Genomic DNA, 14963 nt, shown 5'->3' on the forward strand with positions numbered 1-14963 from the left:
TCTTAACGTGGACCCGAGCGCACTCATCTTCGTCGCCCTCGCCGTGGCGTGGGCGGTGTACTTGGTGCCCAAAGCGCTCGAACAGACGGCGACCGCCGAGGACGGGACCAAGAGCCGGGCCAGCGCCGCCATCTCCAAGTCCCGCCGGATCCTCGCACGGCGAGAGGCCACCGGCAAGGACTCCACCGATCTGGTGACCGAGAAGTCGCCGAAGAAGCCGGAGGCGGAGGCCGAGGCGATCCCGGAGCCCGCTCCGCGACCCGTCCCGATGGCCGTACGCCGCCGCGCGGCTCGCGCCGCGGCCAAGCGCCGCAGCATCGTGCTCGGTGTGCTCGTCCTCGGTCTCGCCGTGGTCGGCGCGCTCGCCGGCTTCGGTGTCTTCGGGCCGGTGTGGATCGCGATCCCGGGCGCGCTGGTCGTCGCCTGGCTCGTCACGTGCCGGGTCAGCGTGCGCCACCAGCGTGAGGTCTGGGCGCGGATCCCGTTCCCCGAGGACATCCCCGAGCCCGAGCCGGTCGCCCCGCCCCGGGTCACCTTCGACATCGACCAGGACACCGGCGACCTGGTCGCCGTCGTCGAGCACGACGACACCGGCGAGCACCTCCCCGCGGGTGCCTGGAAGCCGGTGGAGACCCCGCTGCCGACGTACGTCTCCAAGGAGGCCGCGCCGCGCCGCACGGTCCGCACCATCGACCTGGACGCCACCGGGGTGTGGAGCTCGGGTCGCAACGCCGCCGACTCCGAGCTCGTCCGCCAGGCCGAAGAGGCCGAGCGCGCCGCAGCCGAAGCCGCCGAGGCTGCCCGCGGCCGCGCCACGGGCTCCTGAGGCCATACTGATTGGGTAACACCCGCGACGAGGTGCTAACGTTTCTCATCGCTTGGGGCTGTGGCGCAGTTGGTAGCGCGTCTCGTTCGCAATGAGAAGGCCAGGGGTTCGAATCCCCTCAGCTCCACCCGGTGAAAACCCCGTCTCAGTAAGCATTTCGATGCGGAACGGACGGGGTTTTCTCCTTTTCACTTGCCCTTCCCTTCGTCTTGTGCCCCCCTGGTGCCCCCCGGGTCCTTCTGAGCACCCCTGTGGCCGGTGTCGTTGAGCCGGTCCAGGCTTGCCGCGTCGGCACCCGTGCCGAGGAAGTGGAGGTAGAGGTTCGTGGTCGCGATCGACTCGTGACCCATCCACTCCTTGACCGTCCCGACGTCGACGCCGCGAGCCAACCACAGGCAGGCAGCCGTGTGACGGAGGTCGTGAAGCCGTCGCCCCTGGCCGGTCTGCTCCCACTTCAAGGTTCGGGTGACGGCACCTCAGTGGAGGGTCGCCCCGGTGTCGGTGGTGAACAGAAGATCGTTGGCCTTCTTGCCGGTCGTCATCTGTTGCACCAGCGGAAGTACGCGGTTCGCCAGGGGGACCCGACGAGAGCGCCGCCCCTTGGTGGACTTGGTCTCGTGACCCTCTGTGCGGGAGCGACGAACGCGGAGGCCAGGGGTCGGAACCTCGACGAGGTCGGCCACGGTTATGGCGCGAGACAGCCCCCGAAGACGCAGCGCACCGGATAGATCGAGTCGTCCGACCCGGGGGCTGATGACTTGGTCGACCGGCGCGTCTCGGCGGCAAGATTCGGTCAGAGTTCCGGCTCCCAGCGAAGGAACACCCAGTGCTCACCGGGCAACAGATCGCGGGTCGAGTGAGGGATTGCCCGGAACCCCACGGACACCTCGGGCGGGTAGTCAGCGATGCAGTATGTCTCGGCCAGGGAAACGCACTCCTCTTGCACCTCGCCGACGTCGCCCTCGTACAAGAAGCGACCTTCGATCGTGCCTTGCTCCGAGGAGCCTTCGTACTGCACGGCCACGCCACGCAGGTCGGCCGTGACCTGCTCCCAGAGGGCGCGCATCATCGACAGCATCACGTCGGACCGCATGTTCGTCACGGGGTCGAGTATCGCCTCCTCTTGGGCGACCCCGGGTCAGAAGGTCACCCCGACCGGTTTCGTGAGAACTTTCTCTGCTGACTCAAGGCGGCCTCCGGCCGCGTGCGCGGCCCCCGGGGGCGTGCGGCCTGGCGGCCGGTCCCCCTACGTGCCGCGCAAATGAAGAAGAGCGCCCAGTCCGTAGACCAAGCGCTCACTCTTCAGTCGTCGACCAGATCGACCCAACCCGCCAGCCGTCCGGCCTATGTCACGATGACTCCGTGATCGACTCAGCGGAGCAGTTCGTTCGGCTGCGCACCAGCGACGACCCAGCCGACTACAACCGTGCCGCTCGTGACGAAGCGTCCGAGACCACCTGGCGCGACGTGATCGAGCGGTTCCCAGACATGCGTTTCTGGGTGGCCCAGAACAAGACCGTGCCGCTGAGCGTGCTCGAGGTACTCCGGCACGATCCCGACGAGAAAGTACGCCACATGGTCATGACCAAGAGGTCGTGGGCACGAGCGCACCCGGACGACACGTCCCGCCCCCGAGGACTTGAGAATACCCGCACGAAGGACCGGCGCGAGAAGTAGGGGGACCCTGCACCACGATGCCGACCAGGCCGACCCGTTCAGCAGCTCGACGACCGGACCCGCATCGTTGCGTACGTATTCCGCGCTACCGGCGATCACCGTCACGTCGGCCGCCAGGCACGGCAGGAGGCTGGCGACGAGGGGGAGGGGGCCGCCGCTACCGGCAGGGACATTCCCTGCGATGCTTCCCAGGCCGATGTAGTTAGGCAGCGTGGGGCAAGCCCCAGACCCCCGCCAAAGGGGCCAGATGCCGGATCGGGTGACGCTCCGCCCCCGCGATACGGACTTGGTGGGTGGATTGGATTTGTGCCCCCCAGGTGCCCCCGGCGTCGAAATTGGGGTGTCGGAATGCAACGTATGCATTAGCACCTCACGCGGGAAAACACCGATGCCATGGGATGACACGCCTTCGCAATGAGAAGGCCAGGGGTTCGAATCCCTCAGCTCCACCAGGTGAAAACCCGGTCTCAGTAAGCAATTCGTTGCTGAACGGGCCGGGTTTCTGCTTTCCGCTCGCCTGTCTCTTCGCCTTGTGCCCCCGTCGTGCCCCGGAGGGTCCTGAACGCCAGGCCGGGGCCCTGCGCCGGGCGTAGCATGGGCTTGCGCCGTGTGCGTCAACCGGGGGCGGCGCAGTCGTCGGCGAAGACACCGGAGGGTCCTGTGAACAAGGCTTTGCTGAATTCCCTGACCGAAAAGGAAGCAGCTCTCGTCCGTGAGGCGGACCCTGCTGTCCTGCGCGAGCTCGACGAGGACCAGCTCCTCGAGCTTCATGAGCGGGTGAGACGCGAGCGCAGCAAGCACATGAAGGTCTATCGCCGCGGTGCCAGCGCCGCAGTGGAGAGTGTCGGCGGACGCGGTAAGGCCTACGACCAGAACCAGCGCGCCAGGGCCAAGGTGGAGGTCTTCGAGTCCGTGTTGGCGCAGGTCAGTCGACAGGTCAGCGCGGCGGCGAGGAAGGCCTCGCAGGAGCTGCGGGCCGAACGGATCGCCGCGGCGCGAGCCGCCACCAGCGCAGGGCCACCTCGTGAAACTCCCGCGAACGACGGGGCCACCCCTGTGCCCAGCGCGCGGCGGGACGCGACGCGGACGACCGGAGGTCTCAAGCGTGACGCGTCCTCTCGTGCGCAGGGCGCCCGTCGCCAAGGTGCGCGCGACGCGCGCTGAGCACGTCCCTTGGTCCCGTCGCGGCGGTGAGCCGTCCAGACGGGGCGGACCCTAGGCTGTGGCCATGTCGGCACGTCAATGGATGCTCGGGCTGGAGCGAGCCTGGGATGCGGCGAGATTCCGTCGGGCAGGGTCGCGGGTTCCGGCGGACTTCCGGATCGAGTGCTACGGCGGGCACGGGAGTGCCGAGGGGGTCGTGGTACGCGGTCGGGTCGTCGACGATCCGCCGCCCTCGGAGGCCGTCGAGGGCGAGGGCGCGGGGGCTGCCGTACGCCGCATGATCCGCCACTTCGTGACCGACGAGCTGCCGGGTGTGCCGCTGCGGGTCACCGTGGGTGATGCCACGGTGGACGCGGTCACCGATGACGAGGGCTACTTCGTGGCACGGCTGCGGCCCGACCCGCAAACGCTGCAGGCTCCGTTGACGCGCGGCGCCGTCGAGCTGGCCGGCGAGTACCGCGGGCTGGCCGGCGACCACCGGGCCACGGTGGAGGTCCGCGTGCCCGTTGGTGAGGCGCAGTTCGGCGTGATCTCCGACATCGATGACACGATCCTCGAGACCGGGGTGCAGCGCGTCGGGCGGATGGTGCGTCAGACCCTCACCGGGTCGGCGCTCACGCGTACGCCGTTCCCTGGCGCGCCCGAGCTCTACCGCGACCTTGCCGCCCGCGCGAACCCGGTGTTCTACATCTCCTCCAGTCCGTGGAACCTGCATGCGTTCCTGGACGCCTTCATGCGCCACCGTGACTTCCCGCGCGGGCCGCTGCTGCTGCGCGATCTGCTCGGCAGCGCCGACGGCCGGGAGCCGAAGGGCGGGCGCATCGATGAGGTCCTCGCGCTCCATCCCAGCCTTCCGTTCGTCCTCCTGGGCGACTCCGGTGAGCACGATCCGGAGATCTACGCCGACGCCGTCCGCCGCCATCCTGGGCGGATCCTCGCGGTCTACATCCGCGAGGTGCGGCTCGATCCTCACGACGGCCGCGTCGAGCGCGTGTGGAGCTCCATGGGCGACGAGGTGCCGCTCGTGCTCGTCGCCGACAGCGAGGCGGTACGTCGCCACGCCACCGGTCTCGGCCTCCTCTGAGAACGGCACGGCCTCGAGGGCCTGCGACCCGTACCGCCTTCTAGTTGTTCGCGAAGTGGCGGACGAGCTGCCGGTGCCGGTACGTCCCTGGGCCCGCTAGCCCTGCGGCAGGCCGACGCTGTTCTTCTGGAAGTCGAGCAGCCGTTCGTTCTCGTAGGTGATCCGGCGGGCGGTGCCCTCGAGCTCGCGGAACATCTCCTTCAGGTTGCGAATCCCGTCGGACGACTGACGCGCGATGAGTCCTGCCAGCTCGAGAGCGACCGCCTCGGCCTCGCCGGCAGGAGCCGTACGCTGGGCGAGGCCCATCGCGACAGCCTCGTCCGCCCCGACCGGGCGCCCGGTGTAGATCAGCTCCTTGGCGCGCGAGAGGCCGACGAGCTGGGTCAGTCGGGCCGGGCCGACCGGAACGCCCAGCCGAGCGCCCGCCCACGCGAGCTTCAGATTGTCCCCGGCCACGCGTAGGTCGCAGCCGGCGACGATCTCGGCGCCGGCGCCCACGCAGTTGCCGACGCAGACAGCGATCGTCGGCACGGGCACCTGATCGACGAGCCGATAGAGCTCCGCGAACGCCTCCATCCGGGCGACTCCGCCTGCCGGGTCCAGGGGTTCGGTGACGTCCGCGCCTGCGCAGAAGGCGTCGGGAGATGTCGTCGAGAGCACCACCGCGCGAATCTCGCCGTCGTCGGACAGCTCTCTCAACGCGTCGTTGAGCAGGCGCAGAGTCGGGGCGTCGAGGGCGTTCCGCTTCTCGGGACGGTTGAGCCGGAGGATCTCGACGTCTCCGCGCCGCTCCCGTTCGAGGCTGGTCATGGCCGGTCCACGAAGATGTCGTACTCCAGGTCGCCGGTCCCGCCGTACTTCGAGAAGTCCGTGACTCCGGCATCCCGAAGCACGTCCACATCCAGGAACGAGTTGCCGGTGCACTCGCGCGAGGGCCGCCCCAGGATCTCCACCGCCGCGTCGGCGACGATCTCGGGCGTACGCGACCTCTCGACCGCTGCGTCTCCGCCGAGGAGGTTCTGAACCGCGGCCGTGGCGATGAGGGTCTCCGGCCACAGGCAGTTGGCGGCGATGCCGTGCTCGGCGTACTCCGCCGCCCAGCTGAGCGTCAGCAGACTCATTCCGTACTTCGCCAGGGTGTACGCCGGGTGCGCGCCGAGCCACTGCGGCGACAGGTTGATCGGCGGCGACAGCGACAGGATGTGCGGGTTGGTCGATGCGCGCAGGTGGGGAAGCGACTTGCTCGTGAGCAGGTACGTCCCGCGCAGCTGGATCTGGGTCATCAGGTCGAAGCGCTTCATCGGCAGGTCTTCGGTGCCGTCGAGTGCGATCGCGGAGGCATTGTTGAGCACGATGTCGATGCCGCCGAACCGCTCGACGGTCTGTGCGACGGCGTTCTCCACCGAGGCCTCGTCGCGGACATCGCCCACCACTGCCAGCGCCTGACCGCCCGCTTCCTCGATCTCGGCGGCGGCGGTGTGAACGGTGCCGGGGAGGCGTGGGTCGGGCTTGTCCGTCTTCGCCAGCAGCGTGACGTTGGCTCCCAGCCTGGCCGCGGCGATGCCTACGGCTAGGCCGATGCCGCGACTGCCGCCCGACATGATGATGGTGCGTCCATTAAGGCTCATGCCTGGGGACGTTACAGATCGTCTGCGGCTGTGGCAATGATGTAAATAACACATCGTCTGCGGGTGCGGGATTCATGTAAGATCCGGAGGGATGTCACCGACTCGACCCGATGCGAGCGCCCTTCGCCCTGTGTCCGCCCGATCGGCGCTCCTGGGTCTGCTCATGAGCGCCGAGGTGCCGACGTTGTCCGCCCGCGAGCTCGTCGCGGGTGGCCGTCTGGTCGGCTTCTCGGAAACGACGGTCCGGGTCGCGCTCTCCCGCATGGTCGCCGCCGACGACCTGGTCCGAACCGCGGACGGGAGATACCAGCTCTCCGAGAGGTTGAGCCACCGCCAGCGCCGCCAGGAGGCGGCGATCCACGTGCAGACCGGCGCCTGGGACGGTGACTGGGACATGGTCGTGGTGACCGCTACCGGCCGCTCCGCCGCCGACAGGGCGAGCCTCCGGGCGACGCTCGCGGAGCTTCGTCTGGCCGAGCTGCGTGAGGGTGTCTGGGTACGCCCGGCGAACCTCGATCTCGTGTGGTCCGATGACCTCGCCGGTCTGTGCGAGCGGCTGACGATGCGGCCCACGACCGACCCCGCGGAGCTTGCCGGCAGGCTGTGGGACCTGGCCAGCTGGGCCGACCGGGCGCGCGAGCTGCTGGCGGCCACCGACACCGACGACCCCGTGCTGCGGTTCACCGCCTGCGCCACCTCCGTACGTCACCTGCTCGCGGATCCCGTCCTGCCCGACGAGCTGCTTCCCGCGAACTGGCCAGGTGCCGCGCTGCGGAAGGCCCACCTCGACTACAAGGCCTGGCTGATCGACACTCGCCAGCGCGGTGAGCTGTCGGCCACCGTGTCAGGCTCCGAACAGCAGGTAGAGGCCCATGTAGGTGTAGAGCACCATCGCGATGAGTAGCGGCAGCTGACCGGCGACCTGGTGACGCCGTGGGAGGATCTCCAGGGCACGGTCGTGAGCTGCGATGACGCCCAAGACGTGCCCGGTCACGATGGAGACGACCTTGGTCGTGGCCAGGAGGGTCGCATGCTGGGAGAACCAGTAGTTGACCTCCCAGTCCCCGGTCCCGAACAGATTCGCCTCGGTTCCGACGGGGTCGCTGATCTGGATCAGAGTCTGTGAGCCGACCTGCACGAAGAAGCTCAGGTAGTGCGCCACCATGTAGCCGACGACGATCGGGACGATGGAGTGAGCGAGCTGACGCGGGATCTGCCAGCGATCGACGCTCTCATCGACCCCTGTCGCCATCGACGCCGCCATGAAGACGACTCCGACGACGGCGACCGCCGTCAGGAGCCCGGCCGTTCCCAACACCGCCGGATCGATGCCGCTGGACTGGACGAACCGGATCCAGGTCACGCTCTCGCGCCAGCTGTCGTATGCGGTGCTTGCGAGGAGGACCGCGACCGTGGCCACCAGTCCTGCTTCGCCCGGCACCCGGGCAAGGTGGCGTAGCGGACTGATCCAGACGAGGTCGCCTTCGTCGGTGCGTCCCCAGGGTGAGAGGTGGGCCAACAGGGTGGAGTAGACCTCGAAAGGGTCGGCGCGCTCGAGCCAGCGTCCGCCGAAGATCGCGCCGCCGAGCAGCATCGCTGCCAGGTAGCACGCGAACCACGCGCGAACCGAGCCCAGGTAGGTCGCTTGGGGTGAGACGAGCTCGAGCCAGACGAAGGCGAACAGACCGATTGCTGCGGGCCAGTACCCCAGGCGGGCCGGATATCGGCGAATGCCTTCGCCAGGTGGTCGCCCCGCGACCTTCGCGAGGATCAGGTGGAGGGTGCGGGCCGGGCTGACAGCACGGTAGAAGCGGCCGAAGAGCAGCGAAGCCGGGACGATGCCGACCCAGAGCCAGACGTAGACCACGCCAAAGGTGGGGTTGTTCAGCAGGTCCGGCCCGAACAGGGCGGGCCAGAGCATGAAGCAGAAGAACGCCATCCCGAGCGCACGGACGCTCATGGTCCAGCCAGGACTGTCCAGGAACGCGGCGAGCCCGGCGGGGACGGCTCGTTCGCCGCCGGCGGTCGAGAACCGCGGCGTACGCCACGCCAGGAGCAGAACGACGAACGACAAGGCGAGGGCGGCGGTGCCGCCCACGATCGCGAAGGAGGCGGGAATGGGCAGGTCGGCGCCCCCGCCCAAGCCATGCATGGGCAGGATCAGGGGAAACAAAGTCAGTGCACCTCGATGAGGGCGACGACGGCGCCGGTGTCGTGGTCCTCGACCTCGACGGTGCCAGGAGTGTTCACGACGATCTCGCCGTCCGTGGTCCCCTCGGCGAACTGGACGAACTGCTCCGGGGCGGAGTGGATGTGCAGTTCGCCGGCCCGATCGGAGTCGATCTCCACGAGGAGCTTCTCTCCGGTGCCGAGATGGATCTCCTCCGCATTGGGTGACACCTCCTCTCCGTCGATGATGATCGTGAGCAGCGGACCGAGATCGGTCGACTCGGTGCTGGGGCTGACCGGAGCTGCCGGCGATGAGGCAGCCGAGGGGGTCACGGAGGACGTCGCGCCGGCCGGCTCGGCCGGTGGGGCGGTGTCCTCGGCGCCTCCGCACGCGGCGGGCGCGAGGACGAGTGCGAACGTCGCAGCGATGGTGGTGCTGAACCGCCCGAGAAGGCGGAGACGCGTAGGCATGGATACCTCTCGTGTGAGTTGTGTCTGATAGTTCGCCCGCACGTGCCACGACAGTGCGCCGAGCGGGCCCTAACCGGGGAGGCCCGAACCGGGTAGCGCTGCGAGCGCCACGACGGTGGCCGAGGCTGACACCGCCGCCACCTCCCGCAGCCGCCGGCGACCGGGCTTGTCTCGCCGGCCGTCGCTCTCCTCGAGGTCGGATCTACGCCGCCGCTCCCGGTACAGGAGTGCCACCCCCGTGCCGAAGATCACCACCGCCAGCGCGCCGTACGCAGCCAGCTGCCAGCCGGCGGTCGTGGTCGTGGTCGCCGCGAGCAGCAGCACCGCAGCGCCCACCGGCATGATCCGGGCGAGCAGCCGCGTGGCGGGCGCCATCTGTCCACCGGCTCGACGCAGGACCGTCCACAGCATCACCGCGGCGCCGACGCCTACCGCGGCCGCGAGCAGGAGCGCGGTGTCCGCGGCCACGCTGAGCGGCCCCGGTCTCCCCGGTGCGTGCGGGCGGGCGAAGACCCAGGTGGCCGCCAACGCCGAGGCGGCACCGAGCACCGTCGCCGCGGCCGTCCAGCGCTCGACCGAGGTCCGGGCCGGCTCGCTCCGCAGGAGCTGCCAGAAGCCGAGTGTGAGCGGCAGCAGGACGAGCAGCCTGGCCATGAGCGCCGCCCCGATGTACGACTTGACCGTCCCGGCGAGGAGCGCCGGGTCGAACGCGTCACCGAGCGAGGTCCGGGCGGCGTAACCGCCGAACGAGAGCAGTGACACGAGCGTCGCCAGCACCATGGTCGCCCACGTGTACCGGAGCAGACGGCGCGATCCCGGGCGGCGGACGCCCTCAGGCCAGACGACCCCGAGCACGAACACGGTCCCGACACCTAGCACCAGGGCGGCTGTCGCGAGGACTCCCGCCACCGTGTACACCGTGACGACGACCGGGTCGCGGTCGACGACGAGCCCGGGGACCGCGGTGAGCCTCGCCGCGGAGAACACAGAGAAGGACGACGACCCGACCATCGGTTCGAGGGTGCTGGACGGCACCGACCAGACGACGGAGTAGATCCCCTCGTAGCGGGTCTTCGGCATCGGCACGGCAATCGCGTCGTCGGCCCCCGGCGGGTTGTACGGCCGGGTCGACACGATGCGCTCGCCTGCGGGATCAGTCATCTGGACCGTCGCGAGCTCCGCGGGGACGGGCCGGTCGAACGTGATCCGGACCTCGTCGGGGGACTTGACCGTCTCGCCGTCCGCCGGACTCACCGAGACCAGCACCGGGTCACCGGATTGCGACGGCAGCACCGTGAGCAACACTCCCCAGCAGACTGCGACCAACACAATCAGCCCGATCACGCGCCGACGGAACCCGGGGCGGGGTGGGGTCGTGACAGCCTGTGGGCGAATCTCCTGCGCCGTCATCGGCCAGCCTCCTGCATGATTGGGAACTCCTGGGAAAATGTCGGCCCGGCGACACCCGGCTTGACTTCGTCGGGACGCCGGGCCGTGCGGAGACGGTCCGGGGCTGGGCTGCGCTGCCCAGCCCCGGACCTTCGGTGGTGTCAGATGGTGATCAGCAGGCCGACTTGTCGATCGGGTTGATCTGCTCGCAGGTCAGACCCTTTCGCCAGGCCTCCGGGATCTCCTGTGACCAGCCGTTGTAGACCAGCGGGAGGGCCAGGACGCCCTGTCCACCCACACCGGGGTGGGCGACGAGCTCGTCGTCCATCTTGGTGTCCGACGTCGGCCCCAGCGTCAGCTGGCCGGCGATGGCGGCATCCGAGATGTCGCCATCGTTGTTCGGGTCGACGTCGATGACCTGCATGGCGTTGGAGAACTTGTTGGAGACGTAGGCGTAGTAGCCGCCACCCTCCTTGGCGCCGAAGTTGGCGCCGTGGCAACCGGCGTTGCACGGCAGGTCCTTGATCAACTTGTGTGTCTTCGGGTCGATCACGTTGACCGTCTGGGACAGCGTGTTCACCGCCAGCAGCGCCTTACCGTCCGGGCTCACCGGCAGCTGGATGGTCAGTCCGCCCCACGGCTTGCCCTTCTCAGGACCGGACTTCGCGTCGTAGTTCTGCCACAGGTCGATCGTGGAGTTCTTGGCCACACCGCCGTCGGGGGTCGCACATGCGTCCTCCTTCAGCGACACGCACGACACGCTCATGCCCAGGAAGTTGGACAGGTACGCCTTCTTCGAGTCCGGTGTCATCGACGTGGCGATCGGGAACGCCCCGACGGGCTCGTGCCTGACGGTCCCCGAGTCCATGTCGGCGATGACGGCCTCCTCGGTCATCGTGTTCGGCGCGACGACCGTCTTGCCGTCATGGCTGGTCCAGTGCGCGTGCGGGTGCGGGGTCATGCCGCTCTCCGGGTCGGCATGGATGCGCTTGACGATCTTCGTGGCCCCCGGTGCCGCCTCGACGATGTCGGTCCCGGCGTTGATGCCGATCGTGAGGTTGTCGTTGCCCGGACGGGTCATCACGTGCGCCGGGTTGGGCCCGACCTCGAGGCTCCGCACGAACTTCCCGGTCTCCCGGTCGAACACGTCGGTCTCGTTGTCGAACCACTCGTTCCCGTACAGGTACTTGTAGGTCTTGTCCGCCCACATGTTGTGGACGTTGTTCATGTTGATCTCGGGGGCTGCGATCTTCCGATCGATCGTCCAGTCCTCGGCGTTGATCTTCGTGATGGAGCCGTGCTTCTCCTTCCCTGCGTAGTCCTCCATCTGAGTGGCCATCCAGACCTCACCCACACCAGGTGTGGTCGGCTTCTTCAACGCCGGCAGCTTCCTCGGGTAGTCGAACTTCTGGTCGAAGTACGCGTCCAGGTTCGGGATCAGCACCGGCTTGCCGTCTGCGTCGTACTGCAGGATCGGGGCGGGCGGCTGGACCGGGTTCCAGGACACCTCCTTGGTGCTGCTGAACTGCTGCCAGTTGTTCGGGTTGGTGATCGTGAAGAACGCGTTCACCAGCCGCTGGATGATGTCGGCGTTCGACGGAACGGGCTCGGGCTTCCCGTTGACCACCAGCTTCTCGCCGAAGTCGAGACCCAACGTGAGCGGGTCGTCGACGACGACCGCGCCGAGCATGTAGGGCGCGACCGAGTCGGTGAAGGCGTACAGCCCCGGCTCGGTGAGCTGGATCGTCTTCTCGCCGAAGAAGGCGCCCTTGGAGTCCATGTACGGGAACCCGTCCGCCCCTTCCGGAGCGATCAGCCCGATCGGGTTGCGGATTCCCTGGGACTTGGCCGGGTCCACGTTGAACGTGACGGTGACCGGAGGCCCCTCGACCGCGAACTCCTGGAGGGAGTCCAGGACACCCGCCAGGTCAACGCCGACCGGCAGCGAGCTCAGGTCGACCGGCTCGCCCGCCGGCATGTCGGCTACGGTCGCCTCGAGCTGGCCGATCAGGTCCTCGGCCTCGGCGGCCTTGGAAGCCGCCTCCGGGGAGGACTTCGCGATGCCCTGCACGGTGGCAAGGGTCGAGTCGAGGGCCAGCGGGTCGGTCGGTGCGCCCGCCCCGCCGGCGGTGCCGAGCCCGCCGAGGAGGTTCTCCACCAACGACGCGTCAGTCGGCAGCAACGGGCCGCCGATAGAGGGCACTCCGCCAGCAGGCACGGCGACCCGGGGGAGCACGCCGACCGCGAGGGACTTGCTGCCGAAGAGATTGAGACCGGAGTCGAACCATCCTCCGTTCTCGTCGGTCAGGTCGAAAGTGATGGGGAGCGGGCCCACCCCGACCGGCTGCTGGCCTGCCGCCGGCACCGTGGTCAGACTCGCCGCTGTGATCGCCGAGGCCGCCGCCACGGCCACTGCGCCGAGCCGTCGTCGTCGCTTCCTGGTCCCCAAGAAGCCTTGGGGAGCTGATTCAGACATAAGAATGCCTTTCCGTTTCGCGCATTGATTTCGAGCTCCAGGGGGAATTTGGGGATTCCGAGGAGTGCAATCCACTAAATCCCGCGCTCATTAAGGGCCCAGAACCCTGGCTGAAATCTAATCGTTAATGGGACCTCACAACCTCACGAGGGTATTAAGATCGGGCGCCTATTTTCTCGATAATACCCCCGGTGGTTTCGCCTCGATAATACCCCCGGGTGCTTATCTGAGACCTCTAATGTGCGCCTGGAAACAGCCGCCGAAAAGGGCAAAGCCGGATGCCGGAATGCTCTTTTTACTGTCGCGTTACGTTGCAGCGACGAATCAGACATACCTGGTCGGCCTACTGGCTATCTGGCCCAAACGGCTGTTCTACAAAACCTGAAACATCCAAAGCAAACCTCTGAAACATCCAAAACAAATTGGGTTCAAGGAGGGAAAAGTAAAGAAGGAGAGGCCATGCCCAGTCTTACCTACGTTCACCAGGAAGGCTTCAGAAGGGCGGTCCGGGTGTTGGGTCGTGCGGTCACCCCGTCGGTCTCCGCTGCTGTGACGACCGTCGTACCGATGGGGTTGGCATGACCACGATCCCCATCGAACCCTCACGGCCCCGGGCTGGTGTCGGCACGCCCGATCGAAAGCGTTCCAGCGCCCTGCTGTGGTTGCTCGCTCGACGCGTGCACTTCATGGCGGGCCTTCTGGTCGCGCCGTTCCTCGCGGTGTTGGCGTTGACCGGCCTGGCCTATGCCTTCACTCCCCAGATCAACGACGTGCTGTACGGCGACAAGCTGTACGTGGAGGCGCAGACAGGAAGCCCGCGACCGCTGTCGGAGCAGGTCGAGGCCGCACTCGCCGTCCATCCGGACGCCCATGTCACCTCGGTCATTCCGGCGGAGGACCCCGACCGAACCGCCCAGGTCGTGCTCGGGGGCATCGAAGGCCTGAAACAGACCGGGAGCCCCTTCTCCTCGGAGTCGCTGACTGTGTACGTCGATCCGTACACCGGAGGCGTCAACGGCGAACTGGTCACCGTGGACAACCGCCCACCCGCGCAGGTGTGGCTGCGCGAGCTCCACGGCAACCTGCACCTGGGCGACCTCGGTCGGCTCTATTCCGAGTTCGTTGCCAGCTGGCTGCCCTTCATCGTGCTCGGTGGCCTGGTGCTGTGGCTCAGCAAGCGCGCCCGTGGCCGATCCCTGCGGACCGTGCTGGTTCCGTCCTTCACCGCGAAGGGACGAGCGCGCAATCGGTCCTGGCACGGGGTCCTGGGTCTCTGGCTGGCGGTCGGGCTGCTCGGCATCAGCATCACCGGCCTGACCTGGTCGAACTATGCCGGTGGCCGCGTCGACGCGGCGATCACCGCCCTGAACGGCAAGACCCCTTCGCTCTCCATGCCGGAGGTGACGGCCGTGGACAGTGCTGAGCCGATCAGTTTCGACCGTGCTGTCGAGGTGGCCCGGTCGGAAGGCCTGCAGGGTGAACTCACTCTCGTCCCACCGCACGCCCCCGAGGGGCCCTTCACTGTCAAGGAGTCGTCCGACGGGCTGCCGATCCGCAAGACCTCCGTCGTCATCGATCCCTACACCGAGCAGGTCACTGCCCGCCAGGACTGGGAGGACTACCCCCTGATGGCCAAGCTCACCAGCATCGGTGTCGATGCCCACAGCGGCACCCTGTTTGGTCTGGCCAACCAGCTTGCGCTGGCCCTGCTGGCCTTGGGATCGCTCGCGCTCCTGGGCCTTGGGTATCGGATGTGGTGGCAGCGCCGGCCCACTCGGCCCACTCGGTCCGGGCGTTCCTCCCCGGCCCCGGTGTGGCGCAACCTGTCGGTGCCGATGCTGGTCGTGGTGCTTCTCGCTGCGGGTGCCCTGGGCTGGGCGATGCCGGTCTTCGGCGTCACCCTCGTCGCATTCGTCGCCCTCGACGGCACCGTGAACACACTGCGGCGGCGCCGTGCCCGGGTGAGCACTGCCTGAGGCGTCCCGCCACGACCGGTGGTTGGACACGCTCACCAAGCCACATCCGACGACGGAGAGGCGCCGCCGAGGGCCGTCAAAGCCTCGGCGGCGCGTCACCCTG

General features: G+C 68.1%; 14 protein-coding genes and 1 tRNA gene. 7 read left to right on the forward strand and 8 right to left on the reverse strand.

Annotation, left to right across the window (positions count from 1 at the left end):
• Positions 1 to 7: 7 nt before the first annotated feature.
• Both ACFX43_RS03730 and ACFX43_RS03735 read left to right on the forward strand, forming a co-directional pair.
• Positions 8 to 826, forward strand: a complete 819-nt coding sequence (locus tag ACFX43_RS03730) for a hypothetical protein (RefSeq protein WP_378817174.1) — start codon at positions 8 to 10, stop codon at positions 824 to 826.
• Positions 827 to 880: 54 nt separating this feature from the next.
• A tRNA-Ala gene (locus ACFX43_RS03735) sits at positions 881 to 953 on the forward strand.
• 61 nt (positions 954 to 1014) lie between these two features.
• Here the strand turns inward: ACFX43_RS03735 and ACFX43_RS03740 are convergent.
• Together ACFX43_RS03740 and ACFX43_RS03745 are read right to left on the reverse strand one after the other, a co-directional pair.
• A complete protein-coding gene (locus ACFX43_RS03740) occupies positions 1015 to 1284 on the reverse strand; it encodes a tyrosine-type recombinase/integrase (protein WP_378817177.1) in 270 nt (89 codons plus the stop codon).
• A 335-nt stretch (positions 1285 to 1619) separates the two neighbouring features.
• Positions 1620 to 1919 carry a hypothetical protein gene (locus ACFX43_RS03745; RefSeq protein ID WP_378817180.1) on the reverse strand — a complete coding sequence of 100 codons (300 nt, stop codon included), beginning with the start codon at positions 1917 to 1919 and terminating at the stop codon, positions 1620 to 1622.
• A gap of 269 nt (positions 1920 to 2188) precedes the next feature.
• Here ACFX43_RS03745 and ACFX43_RS03750 point away from each other — a divergent pair, with 269 nt between their 5' ends.
• From ACFX43_RS03750 to ACFX43_RS03760, 3 genes are all read left to right on the forward strand, one after another.
• Positions 2189 to 2503: a hypothetical protein gene (locus tag ACFX43_RS03750; protein WP_378817183.1), complete on the forward strand. Its 315-nt coding sequence runs from the start codon at positions 2189 to 2191 to the stop codon at positions 2501 to 2503.
• A gap of 660 nt (positions 2504 to 3163) precedes the next feature.
• Entirely contained in the window at positions 3164 to 3667 is a 504-nt protein-coding gene (locus ACFX43_RS03755) for a hypothetical protein (protein ID WP_378817186.1), read from the forward strand.
• Between the two features lie 64 nt (positions 3668 to 3731).
• Positions 3732 to 4751: a phosphatase domain-containing protein gene (locus tag ACFX43_RS03760; RefSeq protein ID WP_378817189.1), complete on the forward strand. Its 1020-nt coding sequence runs from the start codon at positions 3732 to 3734 to the stop codon at positions 4749 to 4751.
• A gap of 96 nt (positions 4752 to 4847) precedes the next feature.
• Here ACFX43_RS03760 and ACFX43_RS03765 read toward each other — a convergent pair whose 3' ends face one another.
• Together ACFX43_RS03765 and ACFX43_RS03770 are read right to left on the reverse strand one after the other, a co-directional pair.
• Positions 4848 to 5561, reverse strand: coding sequence for an enoyl-CoA hydratase/isomerase family protein (locus tag ACFX43_RS03765; protein ID WP_378817192.1), 714 nt, complete (start codon positions 5559 to 5561; stop codon positions 4848 to 4850).
• The gene (locus tag ACFX43_RS03770; protein ID WP_378817194.1) at positions 5558 to 6379 is read right to left on the reverse strand and encodes an SDR family oxidoreductase; all 822 of its coding nucleotides are present in this window, start codon (positions 6377 to 6379) and stop codon (positions 5558 to 5560) included. Before ACFX43_RS03770 ends, ACFX43_RS03765 begins: the two co-directional genes overlap by 4 nt.
• 130 nt (positions 6380 to 6509) lie before the next feature.
• Here ACFX43_RS03770 and ACFX43_RS03775 point away from each other — a divergent pair, with 130 nt between their 5' ends.
• Positions 6510 to 7283 carry a PaaX family transcriptional regulator C-terminal domain-containing protein gene (locus ACFX43_RS03775; RefSeq protein ID WP_378817197.1) on the forward strand — a complete coding sequence of 258 codons (774 nt, stop codon included), beginning with the start codon at positions 6510 to 6512 and terminating at the stop codon, positions 7281 to 7283.
• Here the strand turns inward: ACFX43_RS03775 and ACFX43_RS03780 are convergent.
• The 4 genes from ACFX43_RS03780 to ACFX43_RS03795 all read right to left on the reverse strand — a co-directional run bounded on the left by ACFX43_RS03780 (position 7224) and on the right by ACFX43_RS03795 (position 12884).
• Entirely contained in the window at positions 7224 to 8531 is a 1308-nt protein-coding gene (locus ACFX43_RS03780; RefSeq protein WP_378817200.1) for a hypothetical protein, read from the reverse strand. The two genes, ACFX43_RS03775 and ACFX43_RS03780, sit on opposite strands and share 60 nt — an antisense overlap.
• 23 nt (positions 8532 to 8554) lie before the next feature.
• Positions 8555 to 9019 (reverse strand): hypothetical protein, encoded by a 465-nt coding sequence (locus ACFX43_RS03785; RefSeq protein WP_378817203.1) that lies wholly within the window; start codon positions 9017 to 9019, stop codon positions 8555 to 8557.
• Between the two features lie 69 nt (positions 9020 to 9088).
• Complete coding sequence (locus ACFX43_RS03790) at positions 9089 to 10363, reverse strand: copper resistance protein CopC (RefSeq protein WP_378817206.1); 1275 nt, start codon at positions 10361 to 10363, stop codon at positions 9089 to 9091.
• Between the two features lie 217 nt (positions 10364 to 10580).
• Positions 10581 to 12884: a YncE family protein gene (locus tag ACFX43_RS03795; RefSeq protein ID WP_378817209.1), complete on the reverse strand. Its 2304-nt coding sequence runs from the start codon at positions 12882 to 12884 to the stop codon at positions 10581 to 10583.
• 578 nt (positions 12885 to 13462) lie between these two features.
• Between ACFX43_RS03795 and ACFX43_RS03800 the strand changes: the two genes are divergently transcribed.
• Positions 13463 to 14860: a PepSY-associated TM helix domain-containing protein gene (locus ACFX43_RS03800; protein WP_378817211.1), complete on the forward strand. Its 1398-nt coding sequence runs from the start codon at positions 13463 to 13465 to the stop codon at positions 14858 to 14860.
• Positions 14861 to 14963 lie beyond the last annotated feature (103 nt).

The organism is Nocardioides sp. YIM B13467 (genome assembly GCF_042788075.1).
Classification (GTDB): Bacteria; Actinomycetota; Actinomycetes; order Propionibacteriales; family Nocardioidaceae; genus Nocardioides.